17 protein-coding genes and 1 pseudogene are annotated in these 16,420 nt (G+C 51.7%); 16 read left to right on the top strand and 2 right to left on the bottom strand.

Features of this window, described 5'->3' with window-relative positions:
• The first annotated feature begins 1 nt into the window (after window position 1).
• From VI340_RS09915 to VI340_RS09860, 12 genes are all read left to right on the top strand, one after another.
• Window positions 2-394, top strand: coding sequence for a 30S ribosomal protein S8 (locus tag VI340_RS09915; RefSeq protein ID WP_004516956.1), 393 nt, complete (start codon window positions 2-4; stop codon window positions 392-394).
• A 2-nt stretch (window positions 395-396) separates the two neighbouring features.
• Entirely contained in the window at window positions 397-933 is a 537-nt protein-coding gene (locus VI340_RS09910; protein ID WP_004591564.1) for a 50S ribosomal protein L6, read from the top strand.
• A complete protein-coding gene (locus VI340_RS09905) occupies window positions 933-1,658 on the top strand; it encodes a 50S ribosomal protein L32e (RefSeq protein ID WP_004516954.1) in 726 nt (241 codons plus the stop codon). Before VI340_RS09910 ends, VI340_RS09905 begins: the two co-directional genes overlap by 1 nt.
• Window positions 1,658-2,107, top strand: coding sequence for a 50S ribosomal protein L19e (locus VI340_RS09900; RefSeq protein ID WP_008312924.1), 450 nt, complete (start codon window positions 1,658-1,660; stop codon window positions 2,105-2,107). The genes VI340_RS09905 and VI340_RS09900 overlap by 1 nt, the downstream gene beginning before the upstream one ends.
• The gene (locus VI340_RS09895; protein ID WP_336358280.1) at window positions 2,107-2,670 is read left to right on the top strand and encodes a 50S ribosomal protein L18; all 564 of its coding nucleotides are present in this window, start codon (window positions 2,107-2,109) and stop codon (window positions 2,668-2,670) included. The genes VI340_RS09900 and VI340_RS09895 overlap by 1 nt, the downstream gene beginning before the upstream one ends.
• Entirely contained in the window at window positions 2,667-3,305 is a 639-nt protein-coding gene (locus tag VI340_RS09890; RefSeq protein WP_004957374.1) for a 30S ribosomal protein S5, read from the top strand. Before VI340_RS09895 ends, VI340_RS09890 begins: the two co-directional genes overlap by 4 nt.
• Window positions 3,305-3,769, top strand: coding sequence for a 50S ribosomal protein L30 (gene rpmD / locus VI340_RS09885; RefSeq protein WP_008312926.1), 465 nt, complete (start codon window positions 3,305-3,307; stop codon window positions 3,767-3,769). The genes VI340_RS09890 and rpmD overlap by 1 nt, the downstream gene beginning before the upstream one ends.
• Window positions 3,769-4,266, top strand: coding sequence for an uL15m family ribosomal protein (locus VI340_RS09880; RefSeq protein WP_008312927.1), 498 nt, complete (start codon window positions 3,769-3,771; stop codon window positions 4,264-4,266). Before rpmD ends, VI340_RS09880 begins: the two co-directional genes overlap by 1 nt.
• A 6-nt stretch (window positions 4,267-4,272) precedes the next feature.
• Window positions 4,273-5,736 carry a preprotein translocase subunit SecY gene (gene secY / locus VI340_RS09875; protein ID WP_008312928.1) on the top strand — a complete coding sequence of 488 codons (1,464 nt, stop codon included), beginning with the start codon at window positions 4,273-4,275 and terminating at the stop codon, window positions 5,734-5,736.
• A gap of 259 nt (window positions 5,737-5,995) precedes the next feature.
• Entirely contained in the window at window positions 5,996-6,832 is an 837-nt protein-coding gene (locus VI340_RS09870; protein ID WP_146417086.1) for a glycosyltransferase, read from the top strand.
• Between the two features lie 75 nt (window positions 6,833-6,907).
• Entirely contained in the window at window positions 6,908-8,464 is a 1,557-nt protein-coding gene (locus tag VI340_RS09865; RefSeq protein ID WP_146417087.1) for an alkaline phosphatase family protein, read from the top strand.
• Between the two features lie 5 nt (window positions 8,465-8,469).
• A complete protein-coding gene (locus tag VI340_RS09860; RefSeq protein WP_146417088.1) occupies window positions 8,470-9,426 on the top strand; it encodes a polysaccharide deacetylase family protein in 957 nt (318 codons plus the stop codon).
• Between the two features lie 80 nt (window positions 9,427-9,506).
• On the opposite strand, the gene VI340_RS09855 is transcribed toward VI340_RS09860, so the two are convergent.
• Window positions 9,507-10,688 (bottom strand): glycosyltransferase family 4 protein, encoded by a 1,182-nt coding sequence (locus VI340_RS09855; RefSeq protein ID WP_146417089.1) that lies wholly within the window; start codon window positions 10,686-10,688, stop codon window positions 9,507-9,509.
• Between the two features lie 298 nt (window positions 10,689-10,986).
• Between VI340_RS09855 and VI340_RS09850 the strand changes: the two are divergent.
• A pseudogene (locus VI340_RS09850) lies at window positions 10,987-11,181 on the top strand (transposase); the annotation flags it as partial.
• A gap of 539 nt (window positions 11,182-11,720) precedes the next feature.
• Here the strand turns inward: VI340_RS09850 and VI340_RS09845 are convergent.
• A complete protein-coding gene (locus tag VI340_RS09845) occupies window positions 11,721-12,893 on the bottom strand; it encodes an ISH3 family transposase (protein ID WP_146417090.1) in 1,173 nt (390 codons plus the stop codon).
• A gap of 297 nt (window positions 12,894-13,190) precedes the next feature.
• Between VI340_RS09845 and VI340_RS09840 the strand changes: the two genes are divergently transcribed.
• The 3 genes from VI340_RS09840 to VI340_RS09830 are packed head-to-tail and all read left to right on the top strand — an operon-like array spanning window position 13,191 to window position 16,337.
• Window positions 13,191-13,985 carry a hypothetical protein gene (locus VI340_RS09840; RefSeq protein WP_146417091.1) on the top strand — a complete coding sequence of 265 codons (795 nt, stop codon included), beginning with the start codon at window positions 13,191-13,193 and terminating at the stop codon, window positions 13,983-13,985.
• 22 nt (window positions 13,986-14,007) lie between these two features.
• A complete protein-coding gene (locus VI340_RS09835; protein ID WP_146417092.1) occupies window positions 14,008-15,126 on the top strand; it encodes a glycosyltransferase family 4 protein in 1,119 nt (372 codons plus the stop codon).
• Window positions 15,123-16,337, top strand: a complete 1,215-nt coding sequence (locus tag VI340_RS09830; RefSeq protein ID WP_146417093.1) for an O-antigen ligase family protein — start codon at window positions 15,123-15,125, stop codon at window positions 16,335-16,337. The genes VI340_RS09835 and VI340_RS09830 overlap by 4 nt, the downstream gene beginning before the upstream one ends.
• Window positions 16,338-16,420: the final 83 nt, after the last annotated feature.

The following is a 16,420-nucleotide window of genomic DNA, read 5'->3' as shown; positions in this document are numbered from 1 at the left end:
AATGACAGGGAACGACCCATTTGCCAACGCACTGTCGGCGCTTAACAACGCCGAGAGCGTCGGGCACTTAGAGCAGACAGTATCGCCCGCTTCGAACGAGATCGGCAGCGTCCTCGAGGTCTTCTACGACCGCGGGTACATCGACGGATTCAGTTTCGTCGACGACGGCAAAGCCGGCGAGTTCGAAGTCGAACTGAAAGGAGCCATCAACGAGTGTGGCCCGGTCAAGCCCCGCTACTCTGCGGGCGCTGACGAGTTCGAGAAGTGGGAGAAGCGGTTCCTCCCCGCCCGTGACTACGGGACCCTCGTCGTCACGACCAGCCACGGCATCATGAGCCACTACGAGGCTCGTGAGCAGGGCGTCGGTGGCCAAGTCATCGCGTACGTATACTAACAATGCCACGAGTAGAACTGGAGATTCCGGAGGACGTGGACGCCGAGCAGGACCACCTTGACATCACCGTCGAGGGGGACAACGGCAGCGTCACGCGTCGGCTCTGGTACCCTGACATCGACGTGTCCGTCGACGGCGACACGGTCGTCATCGAATCCGATGAGGACAACGCCAAGACGATGTCGACGATCGGTACCTTCCAGAGCCACATCGAGAACATGTTCCACGGCGTGACCGAGGGCTGGGAGTACGGTATGGAAGTCTTTTACTCTCACTTCCCGATGCAGGTCGACGTCGAGGGTGACGAAGTCGTCATCGAGAACTTCCTGGGCGAGAAGGCCCCCCGCCGCACGACGATCCACGGCGACACGGACGTCGAAATCGACGGCGAGGAGCTGACCATCAGCGGTCCCGACATCGAAGCCGTCGGCCAGACCGCCGCTGACATCGAGCAGCTCACGCGCATCAACGACAAGGACGTGCGCGTGTTCCAGGACGGGGTGTACATCACCCGAAAACCGAACCGAGGTGACGCCTGATGGCGGATAACGAAGAAGACGTCGAAGCAGAGGAAGAGTACACCGAACTGACTGACATCAGCGGCGTCGGTCCGTCCAAGGCGGAGTCGCTCCGCGAGGCCGGCTTCGAATCGGTCGAAGACGTTCGCGGTGCCGACCAGTCCGCGCTCGCCGATGTCAGCGGTATCGGGAACGCGCTGGCGGCCCGAATCAAGGCCGACGTCGGCGGACTCGAAGTCGAGTCCGAGACCGAAGCCGAAGTCGAAGAGGAAGGCGGCGAGGAAGCGCCCGACGAGGACGTGGAGACGGAACTCCAGGCCCGCGGGCTCGCCGACAAGACGCCGGACCTCTCCGACGAGGACGCGCGGCTCCTGACCCAGCGACACCGGGTCGGCAAGCCGCAGTTCAACCGTCAGGACCACCACAAGAAAAAGCGCGTCTCGACCTCGTGGCGCAAGCCCCGCGGCCAGCTCTCGAAGCAGCGCCGCGGCATCAAGGGCAAGGGCGACACGGTCGAGGCGGGCTTCCGCTCGCCGACCGCGGTTCGCGGCAAGCACCCGTCCGGCTTCGAGGAGGTCCGCGTGCACAACGTGGACGACCTCGAAGGCGTCGACGGCGACACCGAGGCCGTCCGTATCGCCTCGAAGGTCGGCGCTCGCAAGCGCGAGCGAATCGAGGAGGAAGCCGAGGACGCGGGCATCCGCGTGCTCAACCCCACCTACGTCGAAGTCGAGGTGAGTGAGTGATGACTGATCTCTCCGCACAGAAGCGACTCGCGGCTGACGTCCTCGACGTCGGGAAGAACCGCGTCTGGTTCGACCCCGAGCGACAGGGCGACATCGCCGACGCGATCACCCGCGAGGACGTTCGCGAACTGGTCGATGAGGGCGCCGTTCAGGCGAAAGACAAGAAAGGCAACTCCCGTGGACGCGCCCGGGAGCGCCAGAAGAAGCGTGCGTACGGCCACCAGAAGGGAGCCGGTTCCCGGAAGGGCAAGGCAGGCGCACGGCAGAACTCCAAGGAGGACTGGGAGTCACGCATCCGCGCACAGCGGACGAAGCTGCGCGAACTGCGTGACGAGGGAACGCTTTCGAGTTCGCAGTACCGCGACCTGTACGACAAGGCCGGCGGTGGCGAGTTCGACAGCGTTGCCGATCTCGAACGTTACATCGACGCAAACCACGGTGACGCATAATGGCGACAGGACCACGATACAAAGTTCCGATGCGGCGACGCCGCGAGGCCAGAACCGATTACCATCAGCGGTTGCGCCTGTTGAAATCCGGTAAGCCACGTCTCGTTGCTCGAAAGAGCAATAAACACGTCAGGGCGCAGCTGGTGACGCTTGGCCCCAACGGCGACGACACTCTCGCGTCCGCTCACTCGAGCGACCTCGCCGAGTACGGCTGGGAGGCCCCGACGGGCAACATGCCCTCGGCCTACCTCACCGGTCTGCTCGCTGGGCTTCGCGCGAAGGAAGCGGGCATCGAGGAGGCAGTGCTCGACATCGGACTCAACAGCCCGACCCCCGGAAGCAAAGTATTCGCAATACAGGAAGGCGCAATCGACGCCGGCCTGGACATTCCACACAACGACGACGTACTCGCCGACTGGCAGCGCACGCGCGGTGCCCACATCGCCGAGTACGACGAGCAGCTCGAGGAGCCGCTGTACAGCGGCGACCTCGACGCTGCAGACCTCCCGGAGCACTTCGACGAGCTCCGAGAGACCCTACTGGACGGTGACATCGAACTATGAGTGCTAACAACGGATGGGAGCCACGGACACGCCTCGGCAAGCAGGTCGTCGAGGGCGAAATCGACTCCATGCAGGAGGCGCTGAACTCCGGACTCCCGCTGAAAGAATCGGAAGTCGTCGACCAGCTCGTTCCCGACCTGGAAGACGAAGTGCTGGACATCAACATGGTCCAGCGGATGACAGACTCCGGCCGCCGCGTGAAGTTCCGCTGCGTGGTCGCCGTTGGCAACCGCGACGGCCTCATCGGCTACGCCGAAGGGCGTGACGACCAGGTCGGCGGTGCCATCCAGAAAGCCATCGACATCGCGAAGCTGAACATCATCGACGTCTCCCGCGGCTGCGGGTCCTGGGAGTGTGGCTGTGGCCGTCCGCACACGGTCGCGCTGCGCACCGAGGGCAAGGCCGGGAGCGTCGAAGTCGAGTTGCAGCCGGCCCCGCGCGGGCTGGGCCTCGCGGGCGGAGAGACCGTCCGCAAGGTGCTCGAACTCGCCGGTATCGAGGACATCTGGACACGCAGTAGCGGGAACACGCGCACCACGGTCAACTTCGCAAAGGCGACGTTCAACGCCCTGCAGAACACGGCCGAGGCACGCGTCCCCGAACGAACCTTCGAGAAGCGAGAGGTGATCGAGTGATGCACGCGCTCGTCCAGCTCCGTGGCGAAGTCAACATGCACAGCGACATCCAGGACACCCTGGAGATGCTCAACATCCACCATGTGAACCACTGCACGCTCGTCCCCGAGACGGACGCCTACCGCGGCATGGTGACGAAGGTCAACGACTTCGTCGCCTTCGGTGAGCCGAGCCAGGAGACGCTGGAGACAGTCCTGGCGACGCGCGCCGAGCCGCTCGAGGGCGACGCCGACGTGGACGACGAGTGGGTCGCCGAGCACACGGACTACGACGACATCTCCGGGCTCGCGTTCGCGCTCCTCTCCGAGGAGACGACGCTACGCGAGCAGGGACTGTCCCCGACACTCCGTCTGCACCCGCCCCGCGGCGGTCACGACGGCGTCAAACACCCCGTCAAGGAGGGCGGGCAGCTCGGGAAACACGACACCGAGGGTATCGACGACCTCCTGGAGGCGATGCGATAATGACGAGCAAAAAGAAACGACAGCGCGGCTCGCGCACGCACGGCGGCGGCTCGCACAAGAACCGACGTGGTGCCGGCCACCGCGGTGGTCGCGGTGCCGCAGGCCGTGACAAACACGAGTTCCACAACCACGAACCACTCGGCAAGAGCGGCTTCAAGCGCCCGCAGAAGGTGCAGGAAGAGGCCGCCACTATCGACGTTCGCGAGATCGACGAGAACGTCACGCTGCTGGCCGCCGACGACGTCGCCGAAGTCGAAGACGGTGGCTTCCGCGTCGATGTCCGTGATGTGGTCGAAGACGCCGACGACGCCGATTACGTGAAGGTACTCGGTGCCGGCCAAGTTCGCCACGAACTCACGCTCATCGCCGACGACTTCTCCGAGGGCGCTCGCGAGAAGGTCGAAGCCGCAGGCGGGAGCGTCGAACTGACCGACCTCGGCCAGGAGCGCCAGGCCGAGGCCGAGACAGACGAAGACGCGGACGCGGACGAGGAATAACGAACGATGAGCTGGAAGGACACCGCCGAACCACTGCTTGTCCGGATGCCCGCAGTCCAGCGGCCGGACGGACACGTTCCGTTCAAGCGCAAGCTCACCTGGACAGGAGGCGTGCTCCTGCTGTATTTCTTCCTGACGAACGTGAAGCTGTTCGGGCTGGACATCGACGCCAGTCAACAGGTGTTCGGGCGCTTCTCCTCGATTCTGGCCTCTGGCCAGGGGAGCATCATGCAGTTGGGTATCGGTCCGATCGTCACGGCGTCCATCGTGTTACAGCTCCTCGGTGGGGCGGACCTGCTCGGGCTGAACACCCAAGACGACCCGCGTGACCAGATCCTCTATCAGGGGCTCCAGAAGCTGCTGGTGCTCGTGATGATCTGCCTCACCGGACTTCCGATGGTGTTTGCCGGCGGCTTCCTCCCGGCTGACACGGCGGTCGCGAGTTCCCTGGGTATCGGCACGACCGGTGTCCAGTGGCTCATCTTCGGCCAGATGTTCGTCGGCGGTGTCCTCATCCTGTTCATGGACGAGGTCATCTCCAAATGGGGCGTCGGCTCCGGTATCGGCCTGTTCATTGTCGCCGGCGTGAGCCAGCGACTCATCGGTGGCATCCTGACGACACCGTTTATCGGCAACAACGAAGGGATCATCTACACCTGGTATCTGTTCATCACCGGCGAGCGCGGCACCGGGCCAGTGCTGGCTGCTGATGGCCTCCAGACCGTGTTGCTGCAGGGCGAACTGCTGGGACTGTTCACGACGGTCCTCATCTTCGCAGTGGTCGTCTATGCCGAATCGGTCCGCGTGGAGATCCCGCTGTCGAACGCCCGCGTGAAAGGAGCCCGTGGCCGCTTCCCGGTCAAGCTCATCTACGCGAGCGTCCTGCCGATGATCCTCGTCCGGGCGCTACAGGCGAACATCCAGTTCCTGGGCCGTATCCTGAACGCCCAACTGGGCTCGATGCCGTCGTTCCTCGGCACGTACGCCAACGGCCAGCCGACCGGCGGCCTGTTCTACTTCCTCGCTCCCGTCCAGAGCCGTGGCGACTGGATGTGGTGGCTGGAAGGGACTGCTCAGCCGGTCTGGCAGATCCTGACCCGTGTCGGGATTGACCTGTTCGTGATGATCGTCGGCGGCGGCATCTTCGCCGTCTTCTGGGTCGAGACCACCGACATGGGCCCGGAAGCAACGGCCAAGCAGATCCACAACTCCGGGATGCAGATTCCCGGCTTCCGACAGAACGTCGGCGTCATCGAGAAAGTGCTTGAGCGGTACATTCCGCAAGTGACTGTCATCGGCGGCGCCTTGGTTGGACTACTTGCCGTGATGGCCAACATGCTGGGTACCATCGGCGGCGTCTCCGGTACCGGGCTGCTACTGACGGTCTCCATTACGTACAAGCTGTACGAGGAGATCGCCGAAGAGCAGCTCATGGAGATGCATCCGATGATGCGCCAGATGTTCGGCTAGGTTGTAGAACAGGTATAGATCGGGGCCACCCGCCAATCTTGTTCTCTCGGGTCGATTCCTCTCTGCCGGTAATTAACACAGACTCATCCGTGTTGCTGATTGCACGAGGTCCGCATTGAGCCGCGATAGCTAATGATGTGAGTGATTACTATTCATATGGAAACTGTTAAATCGGCTTCCAATCATCGGGTTATTTATTTGCTAGAACTGACTCGTACTGGATAATGAGCTACCGGAATCAGAATGGAGGACAAATTTTATGAATAACAACACTTCTACGCCGAATATCTCAGTCGTACTACCCACGTATCATGGGGACACTCCTAATGAACTGGAACAAGCGATTGAGAGTTTAGCCGATCAGACTGTCTTACCCAAAGAACTCTACATCGTTAAAGACGGCCCACTAACTAACGATTTAGAATCGGTTATAGATGTAAAAACAAATGAGTTTCCTACAGCTCTCAGAACACATAAAATTAATGAAAATGAGGGGTTGGGAAACGCTCTCCGAGCTGGGGTTGAAAATTGTTCATATGAGATTGTAGCACGGATGGATGCTGATGATATTTCGGTTCCTTCTCGATTCGAACGACAGCTAAACTTCCTGAACGAGAATTCTGATGTTGACATTGTTGGTGGATATATAGAAGAATTCGACTCCGATCCTAATGATCCCATAGCACGGCGCGAGGTTCCAACATCTCATGAGGAAATCAATAAAATGGCTCGGTTTCGAAGTCCTATGAATCACGGGACCGTCATGTTTGAAAAAGACGCTGCACTGAATGCAGGTAATTACCGAGCCGTGGATAGAATGGAAGACTATGACCTCTGGGTCAGAATGCTCCTTGACGGCGCTACGTTTGCTAATATCCCCGAAGTCTTGGTTAAAGTTAGAGCGGGTGAGGAAATGTATGGACGAAGAGGTGGATTGGAATATGCTCGGGAAGAAATCCGCACCCAGGTAGAACTCTATAGAAGGGGGTTCATCCCCACCACAATCTTTCTGTTCAATATTTTCACCAGAACGACCCTTCGGGTACTCCCAAATCAGATTCGAGGTACAATATACCGGGCTTTAGCTAGAACATGAGTGACTCTACTTTATGCTAACAGCGGTGTACACAGAAATGAAAGAGTTAATTTGTGCTACTCCTATCTTGAGTGTATGACCACTGTCGTACTGGGTCTTGATGGCGCTGGGTTTGAACTTCTTGACCCTTGGATTGATCAGAACCTACCGAATTTAGAGAAGATTCGTTCTAATGGAGTTTCTGCGGAATTGCAGCCCTGTTATCCGCCGGTAACTTGTCCTAATTGGCAATGTTACGCTAAGGCAAAAAACCCCGGTAAGTTAGGTGTATTTTGGTGGGAAAAAGTTGACCGTGAAAAGAATACAGTTAAACATACAAGTTCAATGAATGACTTTGATGGTCACTTTTACTGGGACTATCTGGATGATAAAAGAGCAGTCCTCAATCTACCGACGAGCTATCCTCCCCCCTCCACGAATGGGGTCCATGTTTCAGGAGGGCCTGGCACAGAACAAACGGGCTATACTTCTCCACCCGACTTTGAAGAGACTCTCCGTGAGAAGCATGATTATTATGTTCATCCAAAAGACCTGTCGGAACTTTCACCGAGTAATCCGAACAATGAATGTGTGAACGAAATCTATGAGCTGATAGACCGTCGTTTCGATGTACTGATTGACATTCTTGAAGATAATGACTGCGAATTTGTGCATCTGTCAATATTTTATATAAATATGTTACAGCATTTTTATTGGAATCATGATGTAGTTAAGACTGCATGGGAAAAGATTGATGGAAGAATCGGGGAACTGATCCAATCAGAAGAGTTGGATGACCTGATCATTATGTCTGATCATGGATCAAATGAAGTTGATACTTGGTTTAGAATCAATACCTGGTTAGAAAATAATGGGTATCTTGTAACAGAAACGGGCATGTCTGATTGGTTAGCAAAGACTGGTATTACCAAGGACCGGGTTCGATCACTACTTGGGACGTTTGGCATTGAGTGGTGGGCGCGTAAAATAATCCCGTCTCGGATTCAGGCTATGTTGCCTGACACGGATGGTACCATTGATCGAGGTGCAAAATCACACTTGATTGATTGGGAGAATTCCCAAGCTGTAGCAAGTGGACAGGGGCCGATATACATTCTGTCTACCAGTCTTGAGGAGAGAAAGAAACTACGAGAGAAATTAATTAGCGAACTATCAGGACTCTGTGATGAAGAGGGTAGATTAGTGCTTCGTGATGCTTTTGCCGCTGAAGAAGTCTACGAAGGCCCTCATGTCTCAGAAGGCCCCGACATAATCGTAGACCAGGCTACAGGTGTCCATGTTGATGGGGGTATCGGATCCAACCAGACCTTTGACCAACCGCAAAAATGGTCTGGTGAGAATACGATGAGCGGACTCTTCATGGCTTATGGTGAAAATGTTACAGAAGACTGGAGTAGGGACAAAGTCAAAATCACCGACATTGGTCCATCTGTTCTTCATTTAAAAAACGCTACAATCCCTGCAGACATGGATGGAGAGGTCCTTCTTGACCTGTTCTCCCAAGATTCAGATGCCCGATTGAGGAATCCAGAAATCTCAACAGATGTAGAAGCTTGGATGCAGGAGGAAACAAATTCACGAATGGATTCTGGCGTTGGTGAGAGATTGGAAGATCTGGGATATTTATCTTAGATAACATGAGTGATGAAATGGGGCTATTCACGATTTCATTGGATACTGAATTAGCTTGGGGCACCTTTGACACTAAAAAAGGATACGAACGGTATGAGACCGCATACCTGAGAGCACGTGACATTATAACCGATCTCTGTAATTTATTTGACGAATATACGGTCCCCGCAACATGGGCTATTGTTGCCCACTTGCTTGACAACTGCGACGGTACTCATGATAGCTTCCCGATGATAAATCTAGAGTGGATAAACGATTGGTATGGTTCCCTCCCCTGTGCAACCGGAATAGATCCAGAGTTGTGGTATGCTCCGGAAATCCTAGAAGTGATACATAACTGTACAGTAAAACAGGACATAGGCCTTCACGGGTACAGTCATCTTATTTTGGGGGCGCCAAACTGTAGTCGGGAAATATCACAGTGGGAAGTAACTACCGCGGTGGAAACGCTTGAAGATCACGGAATAGAGCCTTCTAGCTTTGTTTATCCAAGGAACCAGATTGACCACATTGACGTACTGGCTGAAGCAGGTTTGGAAGTATATCGAGGCCGTGATGACATCTGGTTCGAACGATGGAACATACCGGATATCAGTCGAAAACCATTCAGGTTCTTAAATGAAGCTTTATCTTGGGACCCCCCAGTTGTTACACCAAAGAAACACCAAGGAATGATCGAAGTCCCAGGCTCACAGGTGTTTCGCCCATTCCATGATGGCTGGGAATATACACCCAACTGGACACAAGTATCAAGGGCTAAGACAGGTCTTGACAAGGCAGCGAGAACTGGGCAAATCTTTCATCTACGCTTTCATCCATTTGATCTTGGATTTGACCCTCAACTGCTTCTTAGCCGTCTGGAGGAAATCCTCTCATATGCTAACAGGCTTCGTGAGGAGGGTGACCTCAAAATAGTTTCACTCAAAGAGATAGCCAATGAAGATTGTATGAGTAAGCTCTGATGAGTTGCATTACTGTGTAAGAGACAATTCGCTGTGGCATGTCTAACGGGTAAATTTTACAACTCAGGAATAAATCCGAACTAACCGACAGAGCAATTTTTCGCTATATCGTTAACTAGCTGCAAAATATTATTTTTGAATTTCTTTGCGGAATACTCATTACTCTTACTTTCCAAATCTTCCCGAAGATTACGTTGTAGTTTAGGATTCTCAACAACGTTCTTTATTTTTCGAACCGCTACATCGGTACTCTCGTATTGCAATTCAGGACGGTTATTTACAATTTCTACCTGACCACCTCCGTTTGGAACAAAGGGGATAGCACCACCCGCAACCATCTCTGCAACACCGATTCCAAAGTGCTCATTTGGCCGCCCATGAAGACCGTACTTGTGTGTCTTAATTATATTAACAAGATCGCTCCGCTCCACATACCCTTCTAAATGAATATAATCGCGTGCTTCGGACTTTTTCCTAACCTTCTCGAAGTATGGTTTGTTGTCTATCCCGCCAACTATGTGGAGATGAGTCTTGAATCCTTGCGACCGTAGACCATCGATGATCTCTATCATCTCCAGTTGTCTTTTACGATGATGGATAGCACCAACCGTAACGAATCCTTCTTCCCTATCACCAGTAGATGAGTTGAAATCTTCTAAATTTATCGGGGGGTGTACAACTTCAACACGACGATCGTAAGTATCCTGAACAACATCCCGTGTCCACTCGGAGTTCGCGACAAGAACAGCTGATGAACCCATGTTCTCGACACCGACAATAGTTTTACACACTTCTCGATATATTTTATGAAGGTTGTTTGGCGTCCAGGAGATGTGGCGTGAATCAGTCCCGCCTGTGAACGTAGGGAAGTGGATATACTGCAGTGAGGGTTTGTTAATGAATAGTTCGTTCACTGTACTAATGTAGAGTTCTTCATCGATAGAATCAGTAGATCTCACATGACGTTGAATCAATGCAAATTTTAGTGCATCAAGATTCAAGTTACTATTGAATATTTTGTTGAGTACTGAGCTTGACTTTTTTACGAGATCTATCGATGTTAAAGAGATCTTGTAAATGGTGATGTCGTCCTTTCTGAGATTCGTTCCGTACCGCTCGTTTAATTCAGCGAAATCAGGATCTGTCGTTGTGTAAAGAGTGAGGTTGTGATCGCCTTTGAGTGCACTAATTATGTGAGCAGCAACGGTCACAGCTCCACCCCGCCTCGTTAAGTCAGGATGGAATATTCCTACACGAGCCATTTGGCTATTCTGGTGGTGCGAACTGCTTTACCCCTTCGATAAGGACATGAACCGTATCAAATGGAGAATCAGTACTCAGTAAAGCCGGTCAGTTGAGACATCTGCTTGCTGAGAAAGCGTCGAGGGCATCTTAGAACCGGACACATACGGTGGCTTCATTAATTTCCTTGACTGTCTGGAGTGTTCTGTTGAATAGTGGTTTCTTCGTGCCCGGTCGCTCGCTGAGCGGGGCCGTGAGGAGCTGACACCACTCGCCACAGATTGAGGGGATCATCATCCTCGCTCAGGGGCCGCTATTCAACACAGCAGGCTAAAGAAGGCTCATAACGCCCGGATTGACGATGATACGTACAACCAGCGAACAATGAGTGAAACTGCGTTCTCCATGCTGAAGAAGGACGGAGAACGGTTACGCTCCCGAACGTGGCACGGCCAGTTCCGGGAGCTCACTCGTAAGTGCATCGTGCACAACCTATCGCGGGCGGCGAGCTGAGCCTCGCCGCCCGCTCCTTCTCCGAATGTCGTTACTTCCCGAACGAGTCAGGAGAGCGCTGCCTGAACACCACGAAACAGTCAGTTTTGTATGATTTGACGGTCAGTTTCTGTTGCTACCGCGGCGTAGATTGAGACCGCTCCAATTCACCGCTCCGAACAAGTGAGGTCTACCGAATCACGGCAATCTCTGCCGAAAGCTGTCGCTCACCGACCACCGCGTAGGCCGTGGGCTGACCATAATGGCACAGAAAAGGTTTGAAAGCTAATGCGTGAGAAGAAAATAACGGCCTGAAATAGCCGTGCACTAGGTGCACGGTGATTTAAGAGTGTTTCAGGATCACCATCACTTTGCCAGAATTTTCTTCTGCCAACTCATCGGGTTCCGAATATAGCCAGAAGAAATCTTGATACGTCGATTTTCACCGGCCACATATAAACGACCGTTCCACCGTATTCTGCTCTCCAAGAATTGGGAGTAGAAGGCTCTTACTGCCATAACTGAGAATTAGCTTTCAGATCGCGCCGAGGTCATTACGGTCAGCCCGCGGCCGTTGCCTGTGATGCCGGTACACCAACGCCGTTCGCTTTGATCTTCCACTGCCGACGCAACTCCTCTTCTAACTCGTGACGAATCCAGTCACGGAAAGTCTTGAACGTGAATTCTTCGGGGAGGTCGCGCCCGCCCCGCCGAGGGCGGGCGACGACCGCCCATCGCAGCACTAGCCACAGGTTCTCCAGCAGTGCTGCGACTAACATAATGGCAAACCGCACGACGGGATTACGCGTCGTCGTGATCCCGCGTGCTTGCCGAAGCAACCGATAGGTCGTTTCAATGCCTGAACGCTTCCTGTAGAGGTGTTCAACTTGCTTCGGTGACCGATCAGTGACGCCGCAAGCCACGTAGCCACGAACAACCTCACCGTGCTTACCTCGATCACCGTTCTGATAGGAGACAGCGACCGCGAGCGGGAAGCGCAGTTCCCGCTCGCTGTCTTTGTACATCCGATACGTCGTCATGTACGACTTGTGGGTGTCGAGTTTGTCCTTCATCCGCTCACCCTTCTTGGGCACATGAACGACCGTTGCGGCGATATCACGAGCGCGGCGGATGACGCGCTCGTTATAGAAGCCGCTGTCGGCAAGCAACAGGTCGATCTCGAAGGGATAGTTCTCGACGCGGGCGAGCACACGCTCGACCGCGTCAGCCTCGTCCTCGTCATTGCGGACATAGGTCATTGCCAGTGTCACCGGCTTCCCGTTGGAGACGACGTACGCCGTGCAGTAGCGATGGCACGTGGTCGTGCCATCTTTGGGGGCCATCGAACAGAGTTCGCCTTCATTGGCGTAGTGATCGCCGTGATATGGGTTATCGATGAAGTCGATGGAGACGATTCTCGACCGGTCAGGGTCGAGAATCGTCATCGTAAGGCGTCCGAGCAGAAGGTTTGCGACGAACTCAAGCCGCTGACGGTTGAGTGTATGCAGCCACGTCAGAACAGTGTCGTCGCACGGTGTTCCGTTGGTGTCGTTGCAGGTATCCCAAATCGAGTTCTGATTGATACAGGCCATGATAACGACAAGCCAGATGTCGCCGGGGTCGAGGGGGCTCCCCTCGACACCCGGCAAGGGAAGGGCGGTAATGACCTCTTCCGCTACGTCTTTGACATCCGACGCCGAAAGGAACCCGTCTGGATCAGGGATAGTGAACACATCCAGATCCAGACACTTTCGTGTGGTTAATTCAGCGATTCAATTCAGCTGATTACGCTAGTTGGGAAGTACCGAACTTCTGGACCAGTGAGCCGATGAATCTTTAAATATCGAATTTGCCTTCGAAGAACTGTATCGACAATCTATTATTCAACTGTTCTCAATTGGCTGATTATGCTCTCTACTAAGCGATTGAAAAAGGGCCTCAGATCGCCCAATCTAATACTGAGAAAATGTAATAAAATATACTTTGAATCCAAGGGATCCTCTAGTCAAAATGTTAACGGGAAAGATATAATGGAATCAGAGTGGGATAACTTGTTACTTCTAGATGCGTGTAGGTACGACATGTTTCAGAACCACAATGAGTTAGAAGGGAATCTTAAAAAGATTGAGTCGATGGGATCAAGTACGACAGAATTCCTTATCGGAAATTTTTCTGATAGAGTCCTACACGATACAGTCTACGTCACTGCTAATCCTCAATATTACCGACACAAAGATACAATTAACTGTGAATTTCATAATGTTATTCATGTGTGGAAGGATGATGGATGGGATAGCGAATATCAAACCGTATTACCAGAAACTGTGACCGAATATGCACGTCATGCAGCTTCCGAGTATAATAAAAAGCGGTTGATTGTTCACTATATTCAGCCACATTACCCATTCCTCGATTCAGAAGTGAAATTCGATAAAGGTCAGCTGTATGATCCAAATAATAATAAATCATTCTGGGCAGGGCTTATGACTGGAAAACTTTCTGTAAAAAAAAGCCGCATATGGGAATTATATGAAAACAATTTGGAACATGTACTGGACTCCATTAGAGACTTGGCTGATACCTTGGATGGGCGGACTGTTGTCACATCCGATCATGGGAATATGGTGGGGGAGCGTTCATTTCCCATCCCAATTCGTGAGTGGGGCCATCCCCGTGGAACTCACACCCGCCAGCTTGTTGAAGTCCCGTGGTTAGACTTGGGTGGAAATAATCGGAAAATAGTACCTGACCCACCTGCGAACCAAGTAGACGATCAATCTACGGAAGTAGTGACTGATCGTCTTGAAAGCCTGGGATACAAATGAACATTTATTATATAAATAATTCATGAATGTTACAGTCGTCACGCCCCGCTATCCACCACCGATTATTGGCGGTGGTGTACTGAGTGCAAAACTCCTAACAACAACGCTTGCTGGGCATAAAGAAATCGATAATGTCCAAGTGCTCGCCTTTGACGGCAAAGAACAAACAAGGGATGGCGATATTCTGATTAAGAGATTGGGGGATATACAGACTCCAATTAAAGAAATATCTAACGTGCGGGCCCTCGACAAAATTAGAAATCATATGTACAGAGATGGCATAATTCACAGCTACAACATGGATTTGCACCCGGCTGTTGGATTTATATCTGATTTCGATGACATTCCAACGGTAGCAACGTTGAATTCTTACGCATTCTTTGAACAAAAAGTAATGAACATTAGCCCATCTCTCAAAAGAAGAATTTATGAATATATTGGACTCCCAACTACAGGGAAGATTTTATTAAAGTGTATTAAATCTATTAACAAGTTCATTCCCCTGAGCAAATCAGTTTATAATATATATGACAATAAAGGATTCGATAGAAATGCGATGGAAGTCGTCCCCAATATGCTGGATGAGTCGTTTATCGAGCCGAATATAGATAACACTGACAGTGGTGGCGAGATACTTTACGTTGGTGCCTTGAGACCAGGGAAGGGGGTTGAATATTTGATAGAAGCGGCCGCCCATCTTCCAAAGAGATACAGTTTAAAAATAGTGGGAAATGGAAAAATGAGGGAAGACTTAGAGAACAAAATTAGAGAAAACAGTCTTCATAATCAAGTAACCCTCACTGGGTCTATCCCGTATGGCCAACTACCCTCAATTTACCTTGACGCTGATGTCTTCGTCCATCCCGGGATTTGGCCTGAACCACTAAACAGAACAATTTTTGAGGCTATGCAAGCTCAGTTACCAGTAGTTTGTACCAATATCGGCGGGCCACCGGAGGCAATTCCTCATGATGAACTTCTGGTAGATCCGAAGGATCCTACAGGCATTGCCGAGGCTGTTAAGTTCGCTTATGAAAATAAAAGTACCATTGGGCGAACAAACCAACAGCATGTCTATAATAAGTATAAACCAGGAAGAGTGATCGGCGATATAATAGACATCTATAGGGGCCTACAATGATAGATGATTACTCAGCAATGGGCCACAGGTTCGATTCGAATTTGGTTACAGTGAAAGATTTATTGTATTTTTCTACCTTGGTTTTTCTGTTTATTTTACCAATAAGAGGCCTATTCACTATCTCAGCGTCAGTAACTATCGGAAAAGTTGTAGGGGTGCTTGTCGGGGTTATTTGGATAATCTCAGTGCTAAAACATAGATCGGAAATGGCCCTCCACAAATTCCACTTAGTAGGCATTTCTTTCGTCTCTTTTCCCATCTTAAGTATACTCTGGTCCAGCTATCCGCCAGCGACTACCCTTTCTTCACTCCGAAATATATTTTTGGTTGGTATTATATTAATATTATCATATACGTTTGCAAGCAGAAAATCTATCAAACCACCCCTGTACGCTTACACACTTGGGGCTCTAATTCTTTGCCTCCTTTTACTTGCAAACTATCTAATCGGTAATTCATTCACTGCTGGGAGATACACCGTAGGAAGTTTAAACCCAAATTCTGTAGCGTTCTCACTGGTATTTAGCATTCCTTGTATCTCTTATTTGGGGAGAAGTGGAAAGAGAAAAAGAGTCCGCATATTCCTCGCTGGTGCTGCAGTAATTATTTCATTGGGAATTGTTCTAACGGGATCAAGAACCGCATATGTAGGATTAGCAAGCATATTTTTTTATTACACCATGCGTGTAATCACACTCAGACCCAAGAGAAGTATTCCTGCAATAGCAATCTTCACAGTAGTTTCAGTTGGATTCCTATACTTTCTTCTTCCCGCAGAGATTTTAAGCCGGTTCAGTAGCATTCCGCAAGAAGTCCTTCGGGGGGATCTAGCTAGTAGAACAGTCCAGTGGAGTGCTGGCTTTGAACTTCTCAAATCGAACCCCATCCTTGGCGTAGGACTTGGTGCATTTCCTGGATCCGTGGAACCGATAATTGGTTACTCTGTAGCAACCGATAACACCTATTTACAAATCCTCTATGAACTCGGTCTCATCGGAATTATTTTTTCAGCTTTCTTACTCAGAACTGTCGTATCAACTGTTCTAAATTCGCAGAGCTCATATATGCGTATAGAATTTGGTTCACTGGTTGCCTGTTGTTTAGTAATGGCCCTGGCAAACGACTTGGCATATCACCCTATTTTATGGAGTTTGCTAGCCCTGTTTGCTTCAGGAAATATTCAAAGGGTCGGCAATGATATGCGGAAGTAATACTGACATATTATTACATATAAGAATAGGTCAGTAGAATGTATGGACATATACCGTAATAATACTTATTCTTTGCATCCTTA

The sequence above is a fragment of the Haloarcula sp. CGMCC 1.6347 genome, assembly GCF_037078395.1.
Lineage (GTDB): Archaea > Halobacteriota > Halobacteria > Halobacteriales > Haloarculaceae > Haloarcula > Haloarcula amylolytica.
The sequence above is the reverse complement of the archived record's forward strand: the minus strand, read 5'-3'. Positions and strand labels throughout refer to the sequence as shown.

Bases quoted from the DNA above. Each gene is read 5' to 3' on its own strand.
- VI340_RS09880 (WP_008312927.1), top strand. From the start codon at position 3,769: ATGACGAGCAAAAAGAAACGACAGCGCGGCTCGCGCACGCACGGCGGC.
- VI340_RS09915 (WP_004516956.1), top strand. From the start codon at position 2: ATGACAGGGAACGACCCATTTGCCAACGCACTGTCGGCGCTTAACAAC.
- VI340_RS09870 (WP_146417086.1), top strand. From the start codon at position 5,996: ATGAATAACAACACTTCTACGCCGAATATCTCAGTCGTACTACCCACG.
- VI340_RS09865 (WP_146417087.1), top strand. From the start codon at position 6,908: ATGACCACTGTCGTACTGGGTCTTGATGGCGCTGGGTTTGAACTTCTT.
- secY (WP_008312928.1), top strand. From the start codon at position 4,273: ATGAGCTGGAAGGACACCGCCGAACCACTGCTTGTCCGGATGCCCGCA.
- VI340_RS09890 (WP_004957374.1), top strand. From the start codon at position 2,667: ATGAGTGCTAACAACGGATGGGAGCCACGGACACGCCTCGGCAAGCAG.
- rpmD (WP_008312926.1), top strand. From the start codon at position 3,305: ATGCACGCGCTCGTCCAGCTCCGTGGCGAAGTCAACATGCACAGCGAC.
- VI340_RS09860 (WP_146417088.1), top strand. From the start codon at position 8,470: ATGAGTGATGAAATGGGGCTATTCACGATTTCATTGGATACTGAATTA.
- VI340_RS09895 (WP_336358280.1), top strand. From the start codon at position 2,107: ATGGCGACAGGACCACGATACAAAGTTCCGATGCGGCGACGCCGCGAG.
- VI340_RS09905 (WP_004516954.1), top strand. From the start codon at position 933: ATGGCGGATAACGAAGAAGACGTCGAAGCAGAGGAAGAGTACACCGAA.
- VI340_RS09900 (WP_008312924.1), top strand. From the start codon at position 1,658: ATGACTGATCTCTCCGCACAGAAGCGACTCGCGGCTGACGTCCTCGAC.
- VI340_RS09830 (WP_146417093.1), top strand. From the start codon at position 15,123: ATGATAGATGATTACTCAGCAATGGGCCACAGGTTCGATTCGAATTTG.
- VI340_RS09840 (WP_146417091.1), top strand. From the start codon at position 13,191: ATGGAATCAGAGTGGGATAACTTGTTACTTCTAGATGCGTGTAGGTAC.
- VI340_RS09910 (WP_004591564.1), top strand. From the start codon at position 397: ATGCCACGAGTAGAACTGGAGATTCCGGAGGACGTGGACGCCGAGCAG.
- VI340_RS09855 (WP_146417089.1), bottom strand. From the start codon at position 10,688: ATGGCTCGTGTAGGAATATTCCATCCTGACTTAACGAGGCGGGGTGGA.
- VI340_RS09835 (WP_146417092.1), top strand. From the start codon at position 14,008: ATGAATGTTACAGTCGTCACGCCCCGCTATCCACCACCGATTATTGGC.